Origin of the sequence: Streptomyces celluloflavus, assembly GCA_000720995.1 — a bacterium.
GTDB classification, from domain to species: Bacteria; Actinomycetota; Actinomycetes; order Streptomycetales; family Streptomycetaceae; genus Streptomyces; species Streptomyces celluloflavus.
The window spans coordinates 39,193-60,143 of sequence record JOEL01000030.1 but is presented as its reverse complement, the minus strand read 5'-3'; the positions used below and the strand labels follow the sequence as shown (position 1 = coordinate 60,143).

Genomic DNA, 20,951 nt, shown 5'->3' with positions numbered 1-20,951 from the left:
CACCGCTCACGCGCGAGCGCGCACACCGGGCGGCGGACGGGCGGCCGGCTCCGGTCCGGGCCCCGGCTCGGGCTCATCGGGCAGCCTCCGTGCATCGGGCGGCCTCCGTTCATCGGGCAACCTCCGTGAGGATCAGCGTGTCGGCGACCCGTGGCGAGAACAGGGCGAGCTGGGCCGGCCGGATCCCGCGGAAGACGCGGACCGCGCGGCCCGGCGCCGGCGGCCGGGTGTCGGTGACATCGGGGTTCAGGCACAGCAGTTCGGCCAGTGAGATGCCGTGGTGGGCGGCGATGGCGGTCAGGGTCTCCCCGCCCGCCGCGGACGGCGGTGCCCCCGGGCCGTCCGCGGCGACCTCGTACACCTGCTCGTCGTAGGCGGCGAGGCGGGACGGTACCGAGGTGGCGGGCGGGCCGGTGAACCGGTCGGCCAGCAGGGCGAGCCCCTCCGGGGTGACGGACGCCGGGACGCCGGTGAAGGCGTCCACGTCCACGTAGTCGACGCCGGGCACCGCCTGGGCGGTGGCCAGTACCTCCGACAGCCGGGCCGGCTGGCCCAACTCCCGCCCGTCGTACCCGAGTTCCGCCAGCAGGGCCGCCCGGACGCGGGGCTCGACCAGAGCCCAGGAGTGGTCCGGCGCCACCTTCACCCGCGCCGCGAGCAGCAGCAGGACCGTCTCGCGGACGTCCACCCGCACCGGGAGCCGGGCGTCCCCGTACTCGGCGAGGGCGGCCCGCAGCGCCCGCAGCACCTCCGCGTCCGGCGCGATCGGGATGTCGTCCACGCCCGCGACGGTGAGGTGCAGCACCGTGCGCCGCCCGTCGAACAGTTCGCGGGCCGAGGCCCGGCCGATGCCCGCCCGCGACCGTGCGAAGTCCGCGTAGTCCGCGACGGAGACCAGGCGGTCCAGCGCCGAGACGGCCAGCGGAACGGTGCGGCGGGTCAGCCCCGGGCCGTCGGCGTCCGTACCGCCGGTCGCGGGCTGCGGGTTGGTGACCCCGGTGACGCCCAGCGGCCGGGTGACCGCCTGGGTGATCCGGTCCGCCGCGACGTTCGCGGCCCGGCCGGTGCCGAAGCGGTAGCGGGCCCGTACGTTGTCGTGGCCGGTCGGCAGCCGGGCGCCGTGCACCCCGTCGCCGAACGTCACCGTCGTCCGCCCGTCGCCCGCCGTGCCGGTCACATACACCCGCGCGCGCGGACCGCGCCCGGCCAGACTGTCCACCGCGTGCCACCGCAGACCGTCCACCCGCACCTCCAGCTCCGGGGTGGCGCCCAGCGGGTTGTCGGCCGGCAGCCAGGTCAGCGGCGACTGCCAGAGCGCGAACGTCTGGTGGGTGCGGGCGGCGTCGCCGCTGCCGATCGGCTCGTCGCGGCTCTCGCCGTGCGTGGCGGGCACCACATTGCCCTGGACGCGGACCGTGTCGCGACGGTAGCGGTGGACCAGATCCGTGGTGAGGGTGAGCGTGGTGTGGACGCGGTCGCCGGGCAGCTGGGGATCCAGCGTCTGGCGGACGTCCGCGATCACCACGAGTTCGGTGCCGCGCACCCCCGCCACCCCCGGGATATCGGTCCGCTCACCGGACACGACGAGATACCGGCCGGGCCGCAACCCGTCGTACAGCTCGGCGAGTTCGAGCTCGTCGCCGTGCACGTCCTCACCGACCGGGTCGTCGGCCTGCCGCAGCGTCTCGCCCGCCGCGTGCACCGTCGTGTCCCGGATCGCGGAGAGCACCACATCGTGCTCGTCCAGCCACGGGTCGGCGAGGGTGAGCAGGGTGCCCCGGCCGGTGACCCCGTACTGGGTGTGGACCGCGGTCCGCACCGCCGTCACCCTGGTCGTCACGGACGCGAGCCGCTTGTCGCCCGGGATACCGTCCGGGCCGTCCGCACCCTTACGGGGGCGCTCCACGGTGACCCAGCCGCCGACCGTGATCCCGTCGTACACCGCGTCCAGCGGCAGCGCCAGCCGGTCGGCGGGGCGCGGCACCGTCGCGATGCCGATCTCCACCCCCGGCGGCTCACCGCCGGACGCCACCGACACCGTCACCTCGTACTCCCCGTGCGTGACCTGCTTGTGCTCGCCGGGCGCCAGATGCCACTGCACCGGTGTGCCGTTGTCCAGCGCGATATGGATCCGGCCGTCCTCGGCGGGCCGCGACACGAACAGCGTGCGCTCGGGCAGCCCCGCCAGCAGCCGCGCGGTGACCCCCGGCTCCTGCGAGTCGGCCGGCCGGCGGCCCAGCCAGCTCAGATCGTGGTCGGGACCCGTACGGGTGGACAGTTCGACCCGGCCGGGCCCCAGGGGGAAGGTGAGATCGGCGGGCAGGTTCTCGCTGCGCTGCACCGAACTCCCGGTCTCGACGTACTGGAGCTCCGCCCGCACCGGCACCTTGCCCGCCGTGTCGTACACCACCCGCACCGTGGTCAGCGCCGCCCCGGTGAGCGGCCAGTCCGCCGTCCGGATCACCCGGCCGCGGTCGTCCTGGACGGGCTTGAGCGGCGCCGTCGCCCCGAACGGCGCGGCCGTCACCCGCATGGCCAGGACCTCGCGCAGCACGGCGGGAGCCGGGGCCTGCCCGCCGGCGGACCCGGCGGACGGGGCCGGTGCGGCCCGCCGCCACGCCGGGTACAGCCCGTCGGCCACCCGCGGATCCAGCGCGGCCAGCAACTGCGCACCGAGATCGGAACCCGCCCCGAAGAGCCGCGCCGGATCGCGGGAGAGCGCCCGCGAACCGGCCGGCGGGCGTACGGCGCGGGTGCGCAGGGCGGGGAGCAGGGCGGCCAGCGCCCGGACGGCGGCGGGGGTCCGGTCGGTACGGGGCGCGGGCCGGAAGGTGTCACCGACGGCGGGCGCCGCTTGTGTTGGGGCCGGAGCCGACGGGGCGCCCGGCGGCTCCGCGGCCGGTTCCCCCGACAGCTTCCCCGCCCGCGCCGCCAGCTCGCCGACCACCGCCGCCAGCTCCTCGAACCAGGCGGCGACCCGCGCGTACCCGGCGGCCAGCGCCTGCGCCTCCACCAGCCGCTCATGCGGCCCGGCCAGCCGCCCGACGAACTGCTCCGGGGTCGTGATGCCGGCCAGGTCCGCCCGCAGCGGCGCCAGCACCTGGACCTCGAAATCGGCGATGAACCCGCTGATCGGGCGCGGGTTCGGGTTCCGCGGGGAGGGCGGCGGCGGATAGCCCGGATCGTCCGGATCACCGGCGTCGGCCGGTTCGGTGATCCACACCCGCAACTCCGCCACCAGCTCCGTCAACGACGCCGGAGCCGACGCCGGCAGCCCGAGCCCCGTCACCTCCGCCGTACGGTCCGGCCGCACCGAGGCCACCGGGAGCAGCACCCGCTGCGCCCCGAAGTCGAACAGCAGCCGGTCGCCGACCGTGAGCCCCGTCTGCGCGCCCTCGACCAGCAGCTCCGGGCGGCTGCCGAGGTCGTCCGCGGTGAGCAGCGCGGGCCGCCGGCGCCGGACCGCCAGTTCGTTCCACGCCCACCGGGCCGTCAGGTCCTCGGTGGTCTCGAAGGTCTGCGACTCCTCGTCCGGACCCGCCGGCACGCTGTGGCTGCGCGCCCCGCGCGGGATCACCACCGGCAGATCGGCGGCGCGCGGATCGCGGTCCAGGGTGTACGCGAGCGAGGTGTCGGCGGCGACGCCCGGCCGCGGCCGGTGCCCCACCAGCCGCCCCAGCAGCGCCAGCGACCGGTGTTCGTTCGCCGTCCGCAGATACCCCTCCTCGGCGATCCGCTCGCTGTGGAACGTCAGCAGATCGCCCAGCACGGCCCAGGAGTCCAGCAGCCCGATCGACGGATCGTCCGGGGTGCGGACGGTCAGCCCGCGCAGCGCCGGGTAGGCGGGCGAGGCGAGCCGGTCGAGCATCGCGGCCAGGAAGGTGCCGTACGTGCCGACGCGGTAGTCGAGGGCGGTGCGGCCGGGCGGGTTGTGGGGCGGGGCGGGGGCGCGGCGCTCGTCCTGCCCCCCGTCGCACCCGCGGCCCCGACCGCCGTTCACCGTGTCGTGCTCCGTCATCGCCCACCCCCGAGTCCGATGACCAGCCGGCCGTTCTCGGGCCGGTCCGGATCGTTGTCGCACCGGGCGATCTCCAGCGGTCCGAGCCGCAGCACACCCGCCTCCAGTTCCCCTTGGTCCTCATGGAACAGCCTGCGCAGCCGGGTCACCGCCACGCTCCGTACGCCCGGCACCGCCGCGGCCACCGCGACGAGGCGGCTCAGCCGGACCGGCTCCCCGAAGGTCAGCGCGTCCGGATGGAAGAAGCCGAGCCGCCCGCCGGGGAGCGCCCGGCTGCCGAGCAACCGGGTCAACTCGGCCAGGATCTGCCCGTGTTGATGGCCGGGCACCGCGCAGACCTCCAGCGCGATGTCCAGCGGCACCAGCCGGGCCGGCCCCACGACCAGGTCGTGCCCGATCCTGCGGTACCCCTCCAGCGCGTACGCCACCGAGTCCAGCAGCGCGGGGGAGGGCTCCTCGGTCCCGTACGCGTCGATGGCGACCTGCGCCTCCTGCGCGCTGCCGGTCCACCGGATGTCCGCCGCCGCCCGCTGGACGCCGGGGAGCCCGGCCGCCAGTGCCGCGTAGTCGTCCGCCGTGACGGCCCGCAGCCGGGTCCGCCGGAGCGCGAGCGGCGCCAACTGCCGTACCTGCTCGACCGGTTCGGGTTCGGTGCCGCCCACGGCGGGCAGCGGATTGCGTACGCCCGCCACCGGCATCGGGCCGTCGGCGTCCGACTCCTCGGGGGCGCGGCGCAGGACGAGGTGGTTGATGGCCTCGGCGCCCACATTGCCCGCACTGCCGCCGCCGAGCCGGTAGCGCGGCCGGAGCCGGGCACCGGGCGCGGGACGGGCCCCGTACCGCCCGTCACCGAAACGCAGCGCGAGCCGGCCGTCGTCCGTCAGCTCCCCGACGAAGTGCCGGTCGCGGCCGCCGCTGGCGAGGAGGTCGCGGCGGGGGGTCCAGGTGACGGGTGTGCGGTGGTGGTGGGGGCGTACGGCCGGGGTAGCGGCGGTGTCGGCAGCCGTGTCCGCGTCCGCATCCGCCTTTGGTGCTGCCTCCGCCGCCACTTCCGTACTCGCCTCCGTCAGGCGTACGGCCGGGAGGGCCTGGCGCGGGTCCTGGCGGACGGCGGCGGCCGGGCCGTGCAGCACCGGCTCCGCCGGGTCCAGACCGGTCGCGTACGCGGGCCCCCACGTATGCGCGATCTCCCACGCCGTACGCCCGTCCAGCACCGTGCCCGCCCGTGCCCGCGCGCCCAGCACCGCCAGCCGCCGCAGCTTCGCCGCCAGCAGCCGGGGGCTGCGGTGCAGCAACTCCCGCAGCGCGCGCACCGGATGGCGGCGCAGCTCCAGCCGCTCCAGCACCTTCAGCCCGAACAGGACGGTCAGCTCGTCGATCTCGGCCTCCCCGAGCCCGTCGTGCTCCCGGGCGTCGCGCCACAGCTCCACCAGCCGCCCCCGCACCCGCTCCGGGATCGCCGCCAGCCGCTCCGCCTGCCCGGCCGCGAGGAACCGCGGCTCCGGGAACGGCACGCTCTGGACGACGGGGGAGCGGTGCAGTACGGGGCGGAAGCGCGGCACGATGCCCGGATAGACGGACTGCGCGAGCAGCGTGCGCAACGCCGCCGCCTGGGCATACGCCGTACCCGGCACCACCTTCTCGGTCCGCCGCCCGGCCGACTCCAGGCCGAGACCGGCCCGTACGGTGGCCTCCTCGCCGACGACGGTGAACAGCTCGCGGATGTCGTCGGGGGTGAGCGCCTGATGGGCGCCGGTCTTCTCGATGAGGCCGACGACGGCCCGCGCGGTGGCGTTGCCGCCGTCCTTCACATCGCCGCAGCCGAAGGCGGGCGGGCCGCAGGAGCCCAGGACGGCGGGGACGGGCGGGACGGTGACGGTCTCCCCCTCCGCACCCTCCCCGTCCGGGTCCCCGAACGTCAGCGAGCGCCCGTGATCCACCAGCACGACATTGCCGCGCGCCACGCTCACGTCCTCGACGGGCGCACAGTCCGGACCGCCCAGGGTGGACAGCACCAGCGGGAACGTCAGCGCGTCCGCCGGCGCCCAGGTCACCTCCAGCAGCGGCTGGTCGTCGAGCCGGTCGACGGATGGGGTGACGGACAGCAGCCGGACCGGCTGCCGGTGCGCCGGGTCCTGATCCCCGGGCGTACCCGTCCGCGCCCCCTTGACCTCCTCGAAGAGCAGCAGATCGCCGGGGGCGAGCCGGAGCGCACGTGTTCCGCGGCCCTCGTCCGTCCACTCGTCGCGCAGCGTCGCACCGGTGGCGCCCCTGGGCAGGACGCAGACCTCGCCGCCCCAGGTCCACAGCCGGATGGCATTGTGCTCGGGCCGCAGGACGAGGGGCCCGTCGGCGACCGGTTCGAAGACCTCCACCGCACCGCGCTCGTCCAGCACCGCCAGATCCCGGTCGTCGATGACGGTTCCGATCCCGGGGCGGTCGCGCGGTCCGTACGTCCCGGTGTCGACGGCGGCGAAACGGAAGTCACCGGGGAGCAGCGGCAACTCCTCGACGACGTTCACGGACACGAACGCCCGCGCGTTGCAGCCGTCGTGCATCGGGTAGTCGATGAGCCGCACATGCCGCCGTACGGACACCCGCCGCCGGGCCGTGTCGAGATATGCCTCGGTCGCCACCGCGTCCTGCTGATAGCTGATCTGGTCGGCGGTGTACGCGAGCAGCTCGACCAGCGTCACGCCCAGGTCGGCGGGGTTGCGCTCGGTCCAGTCGGGGGTGGCCAGCCGGAGCCGGTCCAGTACGAGCTGGCGCAGGGTGTCGTAGTCGCGCGCGGTGTAGTCGATGACCGGCGCCGGATCGACGGCGTCCGGGCAGTCGTCGGCCGGGGCGCCGTCCACACAGTCGAACGGACTCGGACAGTCCGCCGGGAAGAAGAACTCCTGGCCGAAGTACCGCTGGTCGAAGCCCTCGTACGGCTCGCTGCCGGGGCGCCCGTACGGGTCGGTTCCGACGAGGGAGAGCCGGTAGCGGGAGGTGTCACCGGTCCGGTCCAGCCGGACGAACAGCCGGTCGTCGAGTTCCGGATCCTCCTCCCGCTCGACGGATATCTCCAGCGCCGTCAGCCCCGATACCCGCCGCCCGCCGTCGATCCGGACGTTCTCCGGACGCAGCCCGTGCGGCGCCTTCCCGAGAAAGGTGACCGTCAAGGTCACCCCGTCGTCCGCGACCTCGACCTCGTCCACGCCGTTGAGCCGCGCCGCCCGGATACGTCCCCGGCGGCCGTCATCCGTCCGGCACGCCAACTCGCCTGTCGTGCCCTCCCGTTGCGTCATGCCTCGCCCCGCCCCTCGAACACTTCGTCACGCCGGCTCGCGGTGGCACGCACCACATAGCGCAGATACACCCGTACGACGTTCTCCTCGCTCACCACGTCCAGCGATTCGACCTCCATCAGATCGCCCAGCCACCGCTGCAACGAGGCTTGGACGGACAGCTCGACGGCCGAGGCCAGTTCCGGGCTGTTCGGCGTGAAGACGAGATCCAGCAGCCCGCAGCCGAAGTCCGGCCGCATCACCCGCTCGCCGGGACTCGTGAACAGCAACTGCTCGATCAGATCCCGGACATGCGCGTCGGTACCGGCCTGCGCGGTCCGCCCGCGCCGGTCGATCCGATAGGGAAACGCCATATCGGTACGGACGTGATGCCGTGTGGCCCTCATCGGTGGGACACCCCCTGGTGGCCGTGGTGGCTCTGGTGGGCCTGGTGGCCGTCGTGGTGGTGATGGCTGTGGTCGCTGCGATCGCCCTGGTGCACCTGATGGCTCCGGTGGACGGAGGCCACGACCGGCGGGCCCTGTGGCACCAGCCCGGCGTTGAAACACATCGCCGCGGTGGTGTCCAGCAGTACCGGCACCCCGTCGATCCGTACGGCGTCGGCCGCCCGGTCCGGCAGCCAGCGCAGGCTGGTGCACGGCTGCGGCCGGCCATCGACGACCTGCGGGCACCCGCTGATCGTGAAGAGGTCCGCGGTGGTGGCCACCGGCGCGCCGTCGATCCGTACACCGTCCGATCCGCCGGCCGCGGTGGATAACGCGCGCCCTCCGTGCGGGCAGCTGATCACCGCACCTCCATGGACGAGATTTCCGGTCGCCACGTAGCACTCACTCCCCGCTCCGGTTATCGCTTCTTGGGCACGGTCAACCGGCCATCATTCACGTCGACTTGATCGCCTCTCAGCGAAATCGACGCACCGAGCCCATTGTTGATGTGGACACCCGTCGCATCGATCTTCACGTACGCGCCGCCCGGCGCCTCCAGCAGAATTCCGTTGCTGGGCACATCCGACATCACGATCTTGTGTTTCCCGGGCGTCTGTATCACGACGGGATGCGCCGTCGCGGGATCGGTCCGGGCATCCTCCGGCAGTTCCTCGCGCTGTCCGTACCAACACCCGGTCCATACCGGGAAACTGGGATCCCCCTGCTCGAATTCCACCCAGACACCCGCCCCGACGGACGGCACCACCACCTGTCCCGCCTGCTCTCCGGTGAACGGAAAACAGGGCAGCGCCCAGGTGGAGGTCTCATCCCCCAGCACATCCGGAACCTGAACTCTCAGCCGCCCGACGCCCATCGGGTCGTCATTGGCCGCCACCCGGCCGCGGAACTTGCCGAGAAAGCGGTTGTTCGATGCAGCAGCCATGCGCGGCTTCTCTCCTTATGGAACTCGTGGTCCCTATGGTCCTGTGGACCTCTGCTCGCGTGTGTTGCGTCGCGCTTGTGTGACGGCCCTCCGCGTACGAGCGGTGTGGGGTTATGGCTCCGCGGTGGGGGATTACGGCCGCACGGTGCCGCTGCGGGCGATCAGGCCCTCCCTCGACAGCGTGAAATTCTGCTGGTACGAACCGGGCCGCAGATTATGCGTCACCGTCTTCACGTAATAGTCACCGTCATACGTGACCCCGGCGCCCCGAACCCCCACCAACTCCCGTGGCCGCAGCACATATCCGTGCCGGGTGACATCCAGCGACCCGGAGCCCGAAATGGCATCGGCGCTCGTGGCGGCCCGCCCCAGGGCCTCCGCCTTCGCCAGCCCCGCATCCTTCTTCGCCGTCCCGCTCAGCGTCCGCCGCTTGAGCGCCGGCGAACCCCGCAATCCGAGCGGCGGCCGCAGCGGACTGATATCGGGCGGCGCCAGCAACGGAGCCTGCCGCGTCACCGGATCCTGCACCCGGGCCTGTGGTTCCTCCCGTGCCGTCCCGTCATAGGCGAACGTCAGCTGATCCACGGTCGAGTTCGCGTCCATATTCACGTTCAGGGCGTGCTGCCGCTGCCCGAGCCGCTGCTCCGGTCCCCAGAAAGCCGTCGACCTGCCCGGTACCGGACCCGGATCGAGATAGAACGTGTAACCGTTCGCCCGCGCCAGGTCATTCACATACTGGAGATCGGTCCCGGTCTGGTAATCGACCCGTACCTGCTCCCGTGGCGGCTGCGGGATCTGCTCCCGGATGATCCGGGCATCGATCCCGTAGTCGGCGTACTTCCCGAGAATCCGCTCCACCCGCTGCGAGGGCGCCAGATTGGGATACCGGTCCGTCCGCTCCTCCAGATCCATCAGCAGCGTCAGATCCTCCCCGGTCACCGTCAGCGTCGTCTGCCCCGGCTGATTGCTGGTCCCCACCTCATGGCGCACGATCACCCCGTCCAGCAGCACCACCGGCGTCCCCTGGACCGCCACCGTGAGGATCACCCGCGTCTTGGGATCGAAATACCCCTCGGGCAGCAACCGCTGCACGATGGCGCCCTTCTTCGTCAGGTCGAACGCGAGCTGAAATCCGCTCCGTTCACCCGCCGTACTCGTGATCTGCGCCGAGAGCAACGCCTCCACCACGTCCTGCGGGACCAGCCGCGCGAGCTTCGGCCCCAGATACAGCGAGAGATGAATCGGCCCCCGCCCGACCGGCTGGTCGTCACCCATTCCGCACCCCCGGTCCACCCGGTCCGCCAGGGAATCCACCCGCCAAGGGAACGGTTATCTCCGCGCCCGGCTCGTCCGTCAACTCCCGTGGATCCAGCACCGGATTGGCGTCCGCGATCCGCCACCACTGCCCCGGATCCCCGAAGTACCGCTGCCCGAGCTGATCCGGCCGCTCACCACCGCTCACCACATGCGGCACGCTCTCCTCGCCGGCGTCCCCCAGCGGCGGCAGCAACCGCCGCTTCGCATAACGCACTTCGGTACCGTCCGCCGCCCGGTACACCCCGATCCCGATCCCCGCGTACCGACTGCTCCGCGGATACGGATGCGCCCCGGGTACCTCGTCCAACGCCCGCTCATACGGCTCGATCACGTCTCAGATCCCCCTCCCCAGCCCCAGCTGCGCGAAAGTCCCGCCCCGCGCCTTCCGCGCCAACTGCTCCTTCTGCGCGAGATGCGCGAGATAGAGCTCGGCCCCCGGATGCCCCACCGGCAGATCACTCACCGTCAGCACCTTCATCCCGATACTCAACGAGGCCCGTATCGGATTGAGATTGACGTCGAACGCCGACTCGTTGACGGACAACTCCGTCAGCCGAACCGGTATGACCCGCTTACTGCCCCAGGTGAAGAGCGTGAGCGGCGTCTCGATGGGACTGATCTCGATGGTCCCTTTCTTGCTCAGCCTCGTCGCCGCCCGCAACTGGGCGGTGGTCGGCTGCACCAGCATCTCCAGCACCGCCAACTCCGGATGAATCCCGTCCGGCGCCGCTACGTCGAGCTGATCGGTGGCATCGATCTCCGCGGTGAACTTCCACGTCTCCTGCGCGGGCCCCTTGAGCCGCAACGCCTCATTCCGGTCCCCATTCCCGCTCCCCCCACCACCACTGTCCCCCTCACCCCCAGCCGCCTGCGGCGCCACGGACCGCTCCAGCGCATCCGGATTGAACTGCAGCACGATGACGCGCTGGGGGATACCGAGGTTGGGGTCGACGACCACTAATCCGGAGCGGATGGGTTTGGGGATGTCGGCGTAGCGGGTCATAGGCGGGCCTCCAGCCGTTCGCGCAGTTCCCTGTAGTCGTGCTGTGGGAAGATCTCGGGAAAGACTTCCAACATCCCGCGCAAATATCTGACCGTCTCGTCGAAGTCGCCACGGCGCAGGGAGATGTCCGTGTACAGATACTGCCAGCCGTATGTGCCCTTTGTGAGAAGCAGGGCATCGAGATACTGGCAGTAGGTGATGTCCATCTTGATGTATCCAGGTGGGTGCGGATTGTTTCCAATGTCCGCGATTGCGCTGTACCAGATCTCTAGTGTCGTGACGCCGGGATGAATCCTGATATATGTCAACTTGCCAGATCCGGAACGCGGCGTGTGATCAATGACCCGTAGTTCCGACAAGAACTGAAGCTGGAACTCTGTGGGGTCTGGGACCGTTGCGGGGCCGCCTTCCACCTGACTCAGTACGTCATGAAAGTGGAGGAGGTTGAACTCGCCGTAGAATTTTGACCGGCCTCCCTTCGAGGATGTTTCCCACTGCGCCCCGAGGTCGGTGAACCGTAGAGCGCAGCTCAAGAGCTCCGGGTCGATTTCGACATCCGCCCAGTTGTCGCTATAGCGTTGCACCGGGGGTAGCGATTCGAGCGTTTGCCCCAAATGCTCAGAACTCCCGCAAGTGGCCCGGAGGAGCGGGCTCGACCGGATCTCTTCCAGTGATTCAGCGTGTCGCTGCTCATTTGGAGCGAGGTTTCGCATGGCTATCAGCTTTCGTCGGTGTACCAGAAATCCTGCTGCCGCTAGAAGGTGAAGTATCCGTGGATTGCGCGCTGCTTCAGCCTTCTCATGGTCGCCTCGAAATTATTTAGCGACTTCCCTCCCTTCGACCTGTATCCCGCCAGCTTCGTTCTCATTTCCGCGAAGTCCTTGAATGTCCTCTCCTTCAGGACTGCGTTCACGTACATGGCTCCCGCCCTGTCGAGAGCCTTCCTCACTTCACCTCTGGGGGCGGTGTTGATGTTGACCGGGGGCGTGAGGGGGCCGACGAAGGACGGCGCCGGTGGAGGGTTGAAGTCCTTTACCGCACGCATCTGTGCAGGTTCCTTCATCCAGTCAGAGCGATTCTGCCCCGTGCCGCGACCTCTCCTTTTGTACATGCCCCAAGTGACTGTCAGCTGCTCAGGGAAGCCCTCTGGATACGTGTTTCCATGCGGGTACGCGATGCTACTCGGGCCTTTGTAGCGCTTCAGTGACGCCGTGTACCAACCTGGAATTGGTGGATTGTTCGTGGCGTTCTGTCCGAATGCATTCGCGGCATGCTTCTCGATGGTGTGGTAGAAGGGGGCATTGTCGGAGTTTCTGGCAGGCACGAAATTTGACGTTGCTGCAGCACCTCCCACCTCTCTCGGTATGAGGTGCATCCGGTCCCACTGCGGGATGCCCGGAGTCAACTTGTACCTCGTTAGGTAGTACCAGCCCTCGGTGTATTGCCCGCTAGGCTCCTGCCCGTATTCCCGTGCATATTCTGGATTGATGTACTTGGCATTAATTGTCGCTGCCGGTCGGATTCCGTTCTGTGGGCCTGGGGAAATTTCTGGGCGTGGAAGTTGTTGCTTCCGCAGGTAGTCGATGAGGTTCTGTGAGAATCCTCTGATGACGGGACGACTGGGGTTGAGTGTTGCGCGGATGCCGAACTCACTCCCACCTTCCTTGTCCAGGCGGGTCAGCCGGTACCATGCCCGCAGCTCGGAAAGAAGCCCCCGGAGCTCCTGATCGTTGATCCCGGGTTCCAGCCGCCCCTTCAGGATGGGCTGGAGTCGGGCGACGATTTCGTTCAGCCGGGCGTCCTTCGAGTCCTTCTTGTCCTCGTCCTTCTTTTTCCTGTCCTTCTTGTCCTGCTTCTCCTTGGCCGGGTCCTTGCCCTTCGGGTGCCCTTCCTTGGGCTTTTCGTGTCCCGGCTTCTTCGGGCCTTTGCCCTCGTCGTTGTGCTTGGGTTTCTTGGGGTCGTGCTCCTCGTTCGGCTTGTGCTTGGGGTTCTTGGGGTCTTCGCCCGGGTGTTTGTCCTTGGGCTTGTGGGGCTGGTCGCCTTCCTTGCCGGGCTTGGGTTTGGCCGGGGTGCCCTTGTCGTCCTTGTGGGTGGGTTTGCCGGGGCCCTTGTCCTCGTCCTTGGGCTTGTTCGGACCCTTCTCGTCGTCCTTGGGTTTGGTGGTGGGGTTCTCCCCGTCCTTGGGCTTGTTCGGGGAGTCTTCCTTCGGCTTGGGCTTTGGTTCCGGTTCGGGCTTGGGGCGGGGCTTGGGTTCCGGCTTGGGGCGGGGGGACGGGGTCGGGCGGGTGTCCGGCTTGTCGTCGGTGTTGGGCTTGGGTTTGCCGTTTTTGTCGTTGCCGGTGGGGTGTTTGGCGGGGGCGTGCTCGGGGCTGGGCTTGGCGGGGCCCGGTTCCTTGTCGGGGTGGCCGTGCGAGGCGGGCTTGGTGAGGTCGGGGTTTTCGCCGGGGCGGGGCTTGGTGGTCGCCGGGCGGGTGGCCGGGGCGCCGGGGGCCTTCGGGGCGGGTTCCTTGGACGGTTCCTGGTGACGGGGCTTCCTGTCGCCGCCCCGGCCTCCTGAGTCCTCGCCGGCCGCGCCCTTCCTGCCGCCGCCCCGGTCCTCCTTGCCGAAGCTCTTCCCGAGCCGGGCGGCGACACCCTTGAGCCGTTGGCCCACCTTGGCGACGTACTTGCCGATGCCGCTGAGCAGCCACTGGTAGAGGACTTCGAGAAGCGCGACCACACCGGACGCGACGGCCTTGGCGAAGAGGATGCCGGCGCCGCCGGCGCGGACGGACTTCAGCCAGTCCAGGACCATGGTCAGCGCGCGCAGGATCGCGCTCAGGGCGCCCCACGCCGTACGGATGGCGTCGATGACCGCCATCACCCACCCCGCGCCCGGGATCAGCTTGGCGACGACCTTGGTCATCACCAGATCGCCGATGATGACGGGAAGTTGGGGGAGTACCGCGTCCCAGGCTTCCTTGACGATGTCGTCGAGTTTGAAGCCGCCGTTGAGGAGCTTTTCGATGACGGCCTTGGGGACGCCGATGATCTCCTGGATCTTGTCCTTGAACCACTGCTTGACGGCCGAGGAGACCTCCGCGAACAGATGGTTCTTCGCGCCGTCCACCGCCGAGTTCTTGGCGCCGCTCAGCCAGCCGCCCGGGTCGGAGAGGAAGTCGACCGCGATGAGCATCCAGTCGCCGAGCGCGCTCAGCAGCTTGGAGGCGAAGTCCAGGACCGCCTTCACCGCGTCCATGACCGCCTTGACCGCGGCCTGAAGCAGCTGCTTGAGGATGTCCAGAATGCCGCTCAGCAGCTTGCCGATGGCGGTCAGCAGATCGGTGATGGCCTGCTTCAGCATGGCGGCGAGTTTGTTGACGAGGGCGATCGCGGCGGAGATGAGGTCCGTGATCAGCTTTCTGATCCGGCGGGCCAGTTCGAGGACCGCCCGCACCATCGACTTGGCGAATTCGATCAGGTCGTTGATGAGGCTCTTGATCGCGTCGATGACGGCTTTGCGTGCCTCGCGGATCCAGCGCTCGACCGTCTCCTTGAAGTGCTTGATGAAGCCGACGACCGCCTGCCGCGCCCTCTTGATGACGCCGACGATCGCATTCTTGATCTCGATGACCTTCTGTTTGATCCAGTCGAAAGCCTTGCTGATCCAGTTGCCCGACTCGTTGACACTGTCGTCGCGCTTCTTGTTGGCGTCGTCCTCGGCCTTGGTGTTCTCGTCCTGGATCTTCTTGTCGCCGCTCTCCTTCTCCGTCGTGACGTCCTTGTCGGTGTTCTCCTCCTTGTCCTTGACGTCCTTCCGGACCTTCTCGTGCCGCTCGGTCTTCTTGGTGCCGAGCTTCTGGAGTTCCTCGTCCTGCTCCTTGCGCCAGTCGGAGCGCTGGCCGGTGACATCGGCCATCGCCTTCTCACGCTCGCCCGCCTGGCTCTTGGTGTTGGCCGAGACCTCGGTGTCCACCTGTTTCTTGTGCTTCTCCTGCGCGTCGCGGAAGTCCCGGTCCTTCTTCTGGCGGCCCTCGGACATGCTCTTTCGGCCGTCGCCGAACGCGGCCTGGAACTGCGGCTCGCGCTCGTGCTCCGCCACCTCGGACGCGGCCTCCGGCGGTACGGCCCCGGTCGCCGCCTGCGCCTGCGGCGCACCGCCCTGGCCGCCCTGCTGCCCCGGCACCTTCGCGGCCATCCGCTCCTTGGGCGCGTCCGGATAGACCTGGTCCTCACCCATCGGGCGGCCGGCGTCGTCCCGGCCCGTCGCGACGGTCTCCTGGCCCTTGGTGTCGACGGCCGCGCCCTGTTCGTCGGCCTTTTCGCCGGCGGCGCCCTGCATCTGCACGCCCGGCGCCTGGCCCGCCTGGGCCTTCTTGAGCGCCTCGTCCTGTGTCGGCAGCCCCGCGAACTTGGCGGCCAGCTTCTGCTTGTCGACCTTGATGCCGATCCAGTTCGCGACCGTGGCGAGGCCGAACCCTAGGGCCATCTTGAAGGTCTGCCAGCCGCCCGGCTCCTCGGCCTTCTCCGCCTCGATCGGGCCCTCGGGCTCCTTGGCGCCCGTGACCTCGGCCTTCTTCTCCTCGGGAGCCTCCGACCGCTGCGCCGGGTCCTGGTCGTACTGCGCAGGGTCGCCGGCCTTCGGCTTCCCCTGGAGGGTCTGCGGCGCACCTGCCGGACGCTGCATCGAGGGCGGCGCCGCGGCGAGCGCCTTGTGGTCGTCGCCGACCGTACGGTCCACCGCGCCGCCCACCCCGGCCATGGCCTCAAGTGCCTTGTGCGGCTTGAGCTTTGCGGCCGTGGACAGTCCGGCCTCCGGCGATACGTTCGAGAGGTTCGGGGCCGGCCCGGAGTCCTTCTGGCTCTTCTTGACCGGGACAGCCGCACTGCCGCCGCCACCGCCACCTCCCGCTCCCCGGGGGGCGGGAGCCGGCGGGGCTGCCGCGGCCCGGTGCTCCGGTGCGGTCTGCGCGGCGGGCGCCCCGGGCGCGGCGGCGTCAGGAGCCGTACCACCCTGCTGCGCAGGGGCAGGCGCCGACGCCTTGTCCGCCGCCCCCTCCGTACGGGGCTCCGCCCCGCCCTTCGCCGTACTCCCGCCCGACGGCGCTCGCCGCGCCCCCGCCGCCGCGTCACCGCTCGCCCCGCTGGAGGTGTCCGCGTTGGATCCGCCGGAGACATGGCTGTCCCGGGCCGGTGAGGACGCCTGTGTGCCTGCCGCCGACGAGGACGCTTGGGCGCTCGCCGGCACCGCACCGTTGCCCGCCGGAGCGGCCTCGGCCGACTTCCCGCCTGTAGCGGTCGCACTACCAGTCGCACCACCCGCCGCGGACGTACCGCCGGCGGCCTGCTGAGAGCCCTTCTCCTGCCCGCCCCCCGATGCCTCGCCACCGGCCGGAGTGCCCTGTTCCTCCTTGGCCGCCTGCTCCCCGGGCCCGCCGCCGCTCCCCGCGGCGCCCGGTGCCTCCGCCACCTGGACCTGCGCGGCGACGGGTCCGGCCGCCGGGTCGGCGCCGCTCTTCGGGTCCTTCGGTGCCGCGCCCGGCCCCATCCGCGCCGCGGCGGTCCGATCCGGCGCCAGTGCGTCGTCCGGCCCGCCTCCGGGGCCGTCCGCTTCGTACACGTCGTCCGACGGCCCCGTATCGGCGGGCCCGTCGGCGTCGGCCGTGTCCTCCTCGGGCCCGGCCTCCGCCGCGTCCTCGGCATCCTCCGCGTCCCGCTCGGCCTGCACCTTGTCCGCCCGGGTCGGCGGGGGAGCGGGGAACGACGGGAGCGCCGCAGCGGCGGACGAGGCGGGATCCAGCGTGTCCGCGGTCGGTACGGCGGACACATCGAGGTCCTGTGCGGGCAGATAGTCGTCCGGCTGGAGCGTGACGTCCCAGGCGCTCGGCTCCCCACCCCCGACCTCCACCTCCGATGTGCTGCCGGCCCCGAACGGATCCTCGTCGGGCGCCTCCTCCGGACCGTCGAGATCCTGGCTGCGTACGCCGTCCAGCGTGCTGACCGCCCCGGGCGGCTGCGTACCGGGGCCCGCCGCCATCGGCGAGCCCACGGGCTTGTCCTGCCCACGCCTGTCCTCGGGGCGCAACTGCTGCCCCGCCACCAGCGGATCGACCGCCCCCGGGCGGTTCTTGGCGGCGGACTCCTCCTTCCCCGCGACCGGGGTGCTCTGCTCGTCGGCGCCTTCCTTGCCCTCTTGGGCGCCGGCGTCCTTCTTCTCACCACCCTGCTGTCCGCCCGCGGACGGCCCGGCCGCCGACTTCCCGTCCGAGGACTGGCTGCCCGGGGACTGCCCGTCCGAGGACTTCGCACCCCCGGCCGCGCCCTGATCCGCGGCCTGACCTCCCGAAGCCGATGACGAAGCCGATGACGAAGCCGAGGAAGGACCCGAGGAAGGACCCGACGACGGCCCCGACGACGGCCCCGAAGACTGCTGCCGCGCCCCGCCGCCCGGCGCCCCGGCCTGCGTCCCCGTGCCCTCCGGCCCGCCCCCACCCTGCGGAGTGCTCCCGTCCTCCCGGGTCCCCCCGTTCCGCGGCGTACTCCCGACGGCACCCTCCGCCTCCGGCCGGTCCCTCTCCGGCCCCGGCGCCACCGGCGGCCGCTGCTCCTCCTCCCGGCGCTCCTCGGCCGCCCGCCGCTCGCTCTCGCGCGTGAACCGCAACTCCTCGGCCGGATCCGCCTCGACGGCCGGCGCGTCGAGCGAGTTCTGCTCCACGTCGTCATCGGCCTCGATCTCCGCGACGAGGTCGAGCACCCGCTCGTGCTCCGAACTGAGCAGCCTGCTCTCCAGGCGATCGAGGACCGTGTCCTGCAACTCCTCGGGTAGACGGGCGAGTTGCATACGGGTGCGCTTCGACCGGTCCTCCGGATCCCCCCGAAGCGACCGCACCACCCCGTTTGCCAGCCGGTCCACCAGCGTGGCCGGATCCACCAGCTCCGCCCGGCGCCGGTCCGCGTCCACCGTGGCGTACCGCAGCCACCCCGGTGTCGACTGCCCCGGTGCGACCTCTGCCGCCGGGTCCTCCTCGCGTACGGCCCCGAGCATTGCGGCCCGTACGGACTCCTGCGCCGCCGTCTCCGCCTCCCGTTCGACGGACTCCTGCGGCAGGCTGACCGCGCCCAGGTCGCGGCCCGCGCGCAGGGCGCCCAGGCCGTGCGGGTTCTGGACGGTGTGCAGCAGTTCGTGCGCCAGCAGCCGCTGGCCGTCCGCCGTCCCCGGCCGGTAGGTGCCCTCGCGGAAGAAGATGTCCCGGCCGACGGCGAAGGCGTCCGCGCCCATCAGTTCGGCCAGTTGCCCGGAGTCCCGGTCGGTGTGCAGGCGGACCTGGCTGAAGTCGTGGCCGAGCTGCTCCTCCAGCTCCCGGCGGACGCTCAGGTCCAGCGGCTGTCCGGCGCCGCTGACGATGTTCTTCGGCTCGGGCGCCCGTGACCCGGCGCGCTCCTTGCGCTTGCGGCGCTTCTCGCCGCGGGCCGCCCGGTCGTCCCGGGCCGAGGACTGCGTCGTACTCATCGGACCTCACCCCGCCCCGCGAGCCCCGCGTGGACGGCGCGGGCCAGCGCCTCGCCGATCCGTACGGGAGAGGTGGTGGCGGGCAGCGGCGGCAGCCCGGCCAGCCCGTCCAGCGTGACGCCCGCCCCGTCGGCCCCCAGCGGCGCACCGCGCTCCCGTACGAGCCGGGTCAACTCGCCCTGGAACGCGGCCGATACGCGCTCCGGATCGATACGGGAATCGAAGCCGTCGAGGACCAGTTCGCCGATGTCGATACGGAAGGTCTGCGAGGCGGGCGTCGGGCCCTGCGTCCGCCCGCGCCCGTTCGCCGCAGCCTCGCGCGCCGCTTTCCCGGCAGCGCTCCCGGCTCCGCTCCCAGCCTGGTTTCCGGCCTCGTTCAGACCCATCCGTGGACCTCCGACGGCGTCAAGGAGCGTTCCAGCTTCAGGTATTCGGTGCGGGCGGCGGCCAGCATGTGGCGCATCTGGAGGTGGTCGCCCTCTTCGGCGGCGAGGAAGGCCCCGGAGAGGGCGATATTGCGGATCGAGCCGCCGGCGACGGTGAGTTGGGCGAGCAGCGCCGGATCGATGCCCTTCATGGGGGCCCGCGCGGGCAGCACCCGGCGCCAGATCTCCGACCGTTCCCGCTCGCCCGGGAAGGGGAAGTCGACGACGAAGCGGATCCGGCGCATGAAGGCGGAGTCCAGGGCCTTCTTCATGTTGGTGGTGAGGACGGCCAGGCCGCGGTACGCCTCCATGCGCATCAGGAGGTAGCTGACCTCCAGGTTGGCGTAGCGGTCGTGGCTGTCCTTGACCTCGCTGCGCTTGCCGAAGAGGGCGTCCGCCTCGTCGAAGAGGAGCAGTGCGCCGCCCCGTTCGGCCGCGTCGAAGACCTTGCTGAGGTTCTTCTCGGTCTCGCCGATGTATTTGCTGACGACCTGGGAGAGATCGATGATGAAGAGGTCCAGGCCCAGTTCCTTGGCCATGACCTCGGCGGCCAGCGTCTTGCCGGTGCCGGAACCGCCGGCGAAGAGCGCGGTGACACCGAGGCCGCTGCGGAGCGTCTCGGCGAAGCCCCAGTCCCGGTAGACGGTGCTGCGCTGCCGTACGTGCGCGACGACCTCCTGGAGGATGCGCAGCTGGCGGTCGGCGAGTACGAGGTCGTCCCAGCCGGCCCGCGGCTCGATTCGGCGGCCCAGCTCGTCCAGGCCCATCCGCGCCTCGGTGAGCCCCGCCTGCCAGGCGAGTCCGGCGGCGTCCGGGGTCCCGGCGGACGGCAGATCGCGGCGCACGGTGGCGGCGGCGGACCGTACGACATGCGGTGGGAGCTGGAACTGGGCCACCAAGGACGCGAGTTGGCGGGTGGACAGGCCGGGGACGCCGGCGAAGGCGGTCGTCCACAGGCCCAGCTGTTCCTCGTCGGAGAGTTTCGGCACGGTGACGCGTTCACCGCGCGGCCGGCCGGTCCGGCGGGGTTCCGGGGCGGAGACGACCAGGGGGACGGCCGCGCCCGCGATGAAGGCGTCCGCGGCGGCGTGCTGCTCGCGGTCCAGCTCGCCGGCCTCGATCAGCAGGGCGGCGGGGAGCAGGATCGCCTCGCGCTGCCAGAGGCGGGCGAGCCGGTCGCGGTCCGCGGCGTCGGCCGGTATGTCCTCGGCGGCCATGGAGTACAGGCCGAGCCCCGAACGGCGGGCCGCGGCCGCGGCGATATCGGCGCGGGTGCGGAGATCGCCGCCGACCAGCTCGACGCGTAACGGGGCGTCCGGGCCGGCGCCCGCCCAGCCCGCCGCGACGCGGTGCGCGGCCACCTCGTACGACGGCGGGAGGGTCTCGGGGGCGGTGGTGCGGCGCAGCAGGCCGTGCAGCCTGGCATCCAGGTACGGCGAGCCGACGAGGAAGTGCAGGATCCGCTCGTCGAGGCGTAACCGGGTGGTGGTGAGCCGGGTCTCGTCCGCCAGCTCGATCAGCCGCCAGCGGCGCAGCGGGGCGACGGGGGTGAGGGCGGTCCAGTGCGGTTCGCCGAGGGCGGCCAGGGCGAGGGAGAAGGTGGGGTACGCGCGGGCGGGGTCGCCGGCGGCGGTGGCGCAGCGGGCGTCGGCGGTCGGGTCCAGCTCGGCGGCGGCGGTCAGCAGGACGATGTCGCGCTCGAAGGGGGTCAGACCGAAACAGGTGGTGAGGGTGTCGAGGGTGGGGGGTGTGGGGGCGGCCGGGGTGCGGTGCAGCTTGTTCGCGCCCGTCGGCTCATCCGCCTCCGTGGACTCGCCGGTGCCTGTCGGCTCGTACGCACCGGTCGCCTCGTCCGCGCTCCCCGTCGGCTCGCCCGCGCCGGCCGGCGCCTTCCTGCGGGCGCGCGCGGCATGGGCGTCCAGGCGCGCCAGTACGGACCGTACGGCCGCCGCCAGTGCCGCGCCGTCCGCGTCGCCGGCCGCCCCGCCCGGCGGCCTGCCGTCGCCGCTGCCCATGTCCTTCGCCGCCCCCGTTCCCCGCA

The 20,951-nt window shown here is 71.4% G+C and carries 12 protein-coding genes; all 12 read right to left on the bottom strand.

Annotation, left to right across the window (positions count from 1 at the left end; translation table 11 throughout):
- Positions 1–109: 109 nt before the first annotated feature.
- The gene (locus IH09_RS24120; RefSeq protein WP_052859568.1) at positions 110–4,018 is read right to left on the bottom strand and encodes a putative baseplate assembly protein; all 3,909 of its coding nucleotides are present in this window, start codon (positions 4,016–4,018) and stop codon (positions 110–112) included.
- Positions 4,015–7,308 carry a putative baseplate assembly protein gene (locus IH09_RS24115; protein ID WP_052859567.1) on the bottom strand — a complete coding sequence of 1,098 codons (3,294 nt, stop codon included), beginning with the start codon at positions 7,306–7,308 and terminating at the stop codon, positions 4,015–4,017. Before IH09_RS24115 ends, IH09_RS24120 begins: the two co-directional genes overlap by 4 nt.
- Positions 7,305–7,694, bottom strand: coding sequence for a GPW/gp25 family protein (locus IH09_RS24110; protein ID WP_052859566.1), 390 nt, complete (start codon positions 7,692–7,694; stop codon positions 7,305–7,307). The genes IH09_RS24115 and IH09_RS24110 overlap by 4 nt, the downstream gene beginning before the upstream one ends.
- The gene (locus IH09_RS24105; RefSeq protein ID WP_318279534.1) at positions 7,691–8,128 is read right to left on the bottom strand and encodes a hypothetical protein; all 438 of its coding nucleotides are present in this window, start codon (positions 8,126–8,128) and stop codon (positions 7,691–7,693) included. Before IH09_RS24105 ends, IH09_RS24110 begins: the two co-directional genes overlap by 4 nt.
- Before the next feature lie 23 nt (positions 8,129–8,151).
- A complete protein-coding gene (locus IH09_RS24100) occupies positions 8,152–8,676 on the bottom strand; it encodes a phage baseplate assembly protein V (protein WP_052859565.1) in 525 nt (174 codons plus the stop codon).
- A gap of 132 nt (positions 8,677–8,808) precedes the next feature.
- Positions 8,809–9,951, bottom strand: a complete 1,143-nt coding sequence (locus IH09_RS24095; protein WP_052859564.1) for a hypothetical protein — start codon at positions 9,949–9,951, stop codon at positions 8,809–8,811.
- On the bottom strand, positions 9,944–10,324 hold the full coding sequence (locus IH09_RS24090; protein ID WP_052859563.1) for a hypothetical protein: 381 nt from the start codon (positions 10,322–10,324) through the stop codon (positions 9,944–9,946). The genes IH09_RS24095 and IH09_RS24090 overlap by 8 nt, the downstream gene beginning before the upstream one ends.
- A 3-nt stretch (positions 10,325–10,327) precedes the next feature.
- Positions 10,328–10,996 carry a hypothetical protein gene (locus tag IH09_RS24085; RefSeq protein ID WP_052859562.1) on the bottom strand — a complete coding sequence of 223 codons (669 nt, stop codon included), beginning with the start codon at positions 10,994–10,996 and terminating at the stop codon, positions 10,328–10,330.
- Complete coding sequence (locus tag IH09_RS24080; RefSeq protein ID WP_190233389.1) at positions 10,993–11,709, bottom strand: hypothetical protein; 717 nt, start codon at positions 11,707–11,709, stop codon at positions 10,993–10,995. The genes IH09_RS24085 and IH09_RS24080 overlap by 4 nt, the downstream gene beginning before the upstream one ends.
- Before the next feature lie 41 nt (positions 11,710–11,750).
- Positions 11,751–18,485, bottom strand: a complete 6,735-nt coding sequence (locus tag IH09_RS24075; protein ID WP_110952547.1) for an eCIS core domain-containing protein — start codon at positions 18,483–18,485, stop codon at positions 11,751–11,753.
- Complete coding sequence (locus IH09_RS24070) at positions 18,482–18,871, bottom strand: hypothetical protein (RefSeq protein ID WP_240150410.1); 390 nt, start codon at positions 18,869–18,871, stop codon at positions 18,482–18,484. The genes IH09_RS24075 and IH09_RS24070 overlap by 4 nt, the downstream gene beginning before the upstream one ends.
- On the bottom strand, positions 18,862–20,925 hold the full coding sequence (locus tag IH09_RS24065; RefSeq protein ID WP_052859560.1) for an ATP-binding protein: 2,064 nt from the start codon (positions 20,923–20,925) through the stop codon (positions 18,862–18,864). The genes IH09_RS24070 and IH09_RS24065 overlap by 10 nt, the downstream gene beginning before the upstream one ends.
- Positions 20,926–20,951: the final 26 nt, after the last annotated feature.

What these genes read in the sequence shown, in the direction of transcription:
- IH09_RS24120 (WP_052859568.1), bottom strand. Translation starts at nt 4,018, where the DNA reads ATGACGGAGCACGACACGGTGAACGGCGGTCGGGGCCGCGGGTGCGAC.
- IH09_RS24115 (WP_052859567.1), bottom strand. Translation starts at nt 7,308, where the DNA reads ATGACGCAACGGGAGGGCACGACAGGCGAGTTGGCGTGCCGGACGGAT.
- IH09_RS24110 (WP_052859566.1), bottom strand. Translation starts at nt 7,694, where the DNA reads ATGAGGGCCACACGGCATCACGTCCGTACCGATATGGCGTTTCCCTAT.
- IH09_RS24100 (WP_052859565.1), bottom strand. Translation starts at nt 8,676, where the DNA reads ATGGCTGCTGCATCGAACAACCGCTTTCTCGGCAAGTTCCGCGGCCGG.
- IH09_RS24095 (WP_052859564.1), bottom strand. Translation starts at nt 9,951, where the DNA reads ATGGGTGACGACCAGCCGGTCGGGCGGGGGCCGATTCATCTCTCGCTG.
- IH09_RS24085 (WP_052859562.1), bottom strand. Translation starts at nt 10,996, where the DNA reads ATGACCCGCTACGCCGACATCCCCAAACCCATCCGCTCCGGATTAGTG.
- IH09_RS24080 (WP_190233389.1), bottom strand. Translation starts at nt 11,709, where the DNA reads ATGCGAAACCTCGCTCCAAATGAGCAGCGACACGCTGAATCACTGGAA.
- IH09_RS24075 (WP_110952547.1), bottom strand. Translation starts at nt 18,485, where the DNA reads ATGAGTACGACGCAGTCCTCGGCCCGGGACGACCGGGCGGCCCGCGGC.
- IH09_RS24070 (WP_240150410.1), bottom strand. Translation starts at nt 18,871, where the DNA reads ATGGGTCTGAACGAGGCCGGAAACCAGGCTGGGAGCGGAGCCGGGAGC.
- IH09_RS24065 (WP_052859560.1), bottom strand. Translation starts at nt 20,925, where the DNA reads ATGGGCAGCGGCGACGGCAGGCCGCCGGGCGGGGCGGCCGGCGACGCG.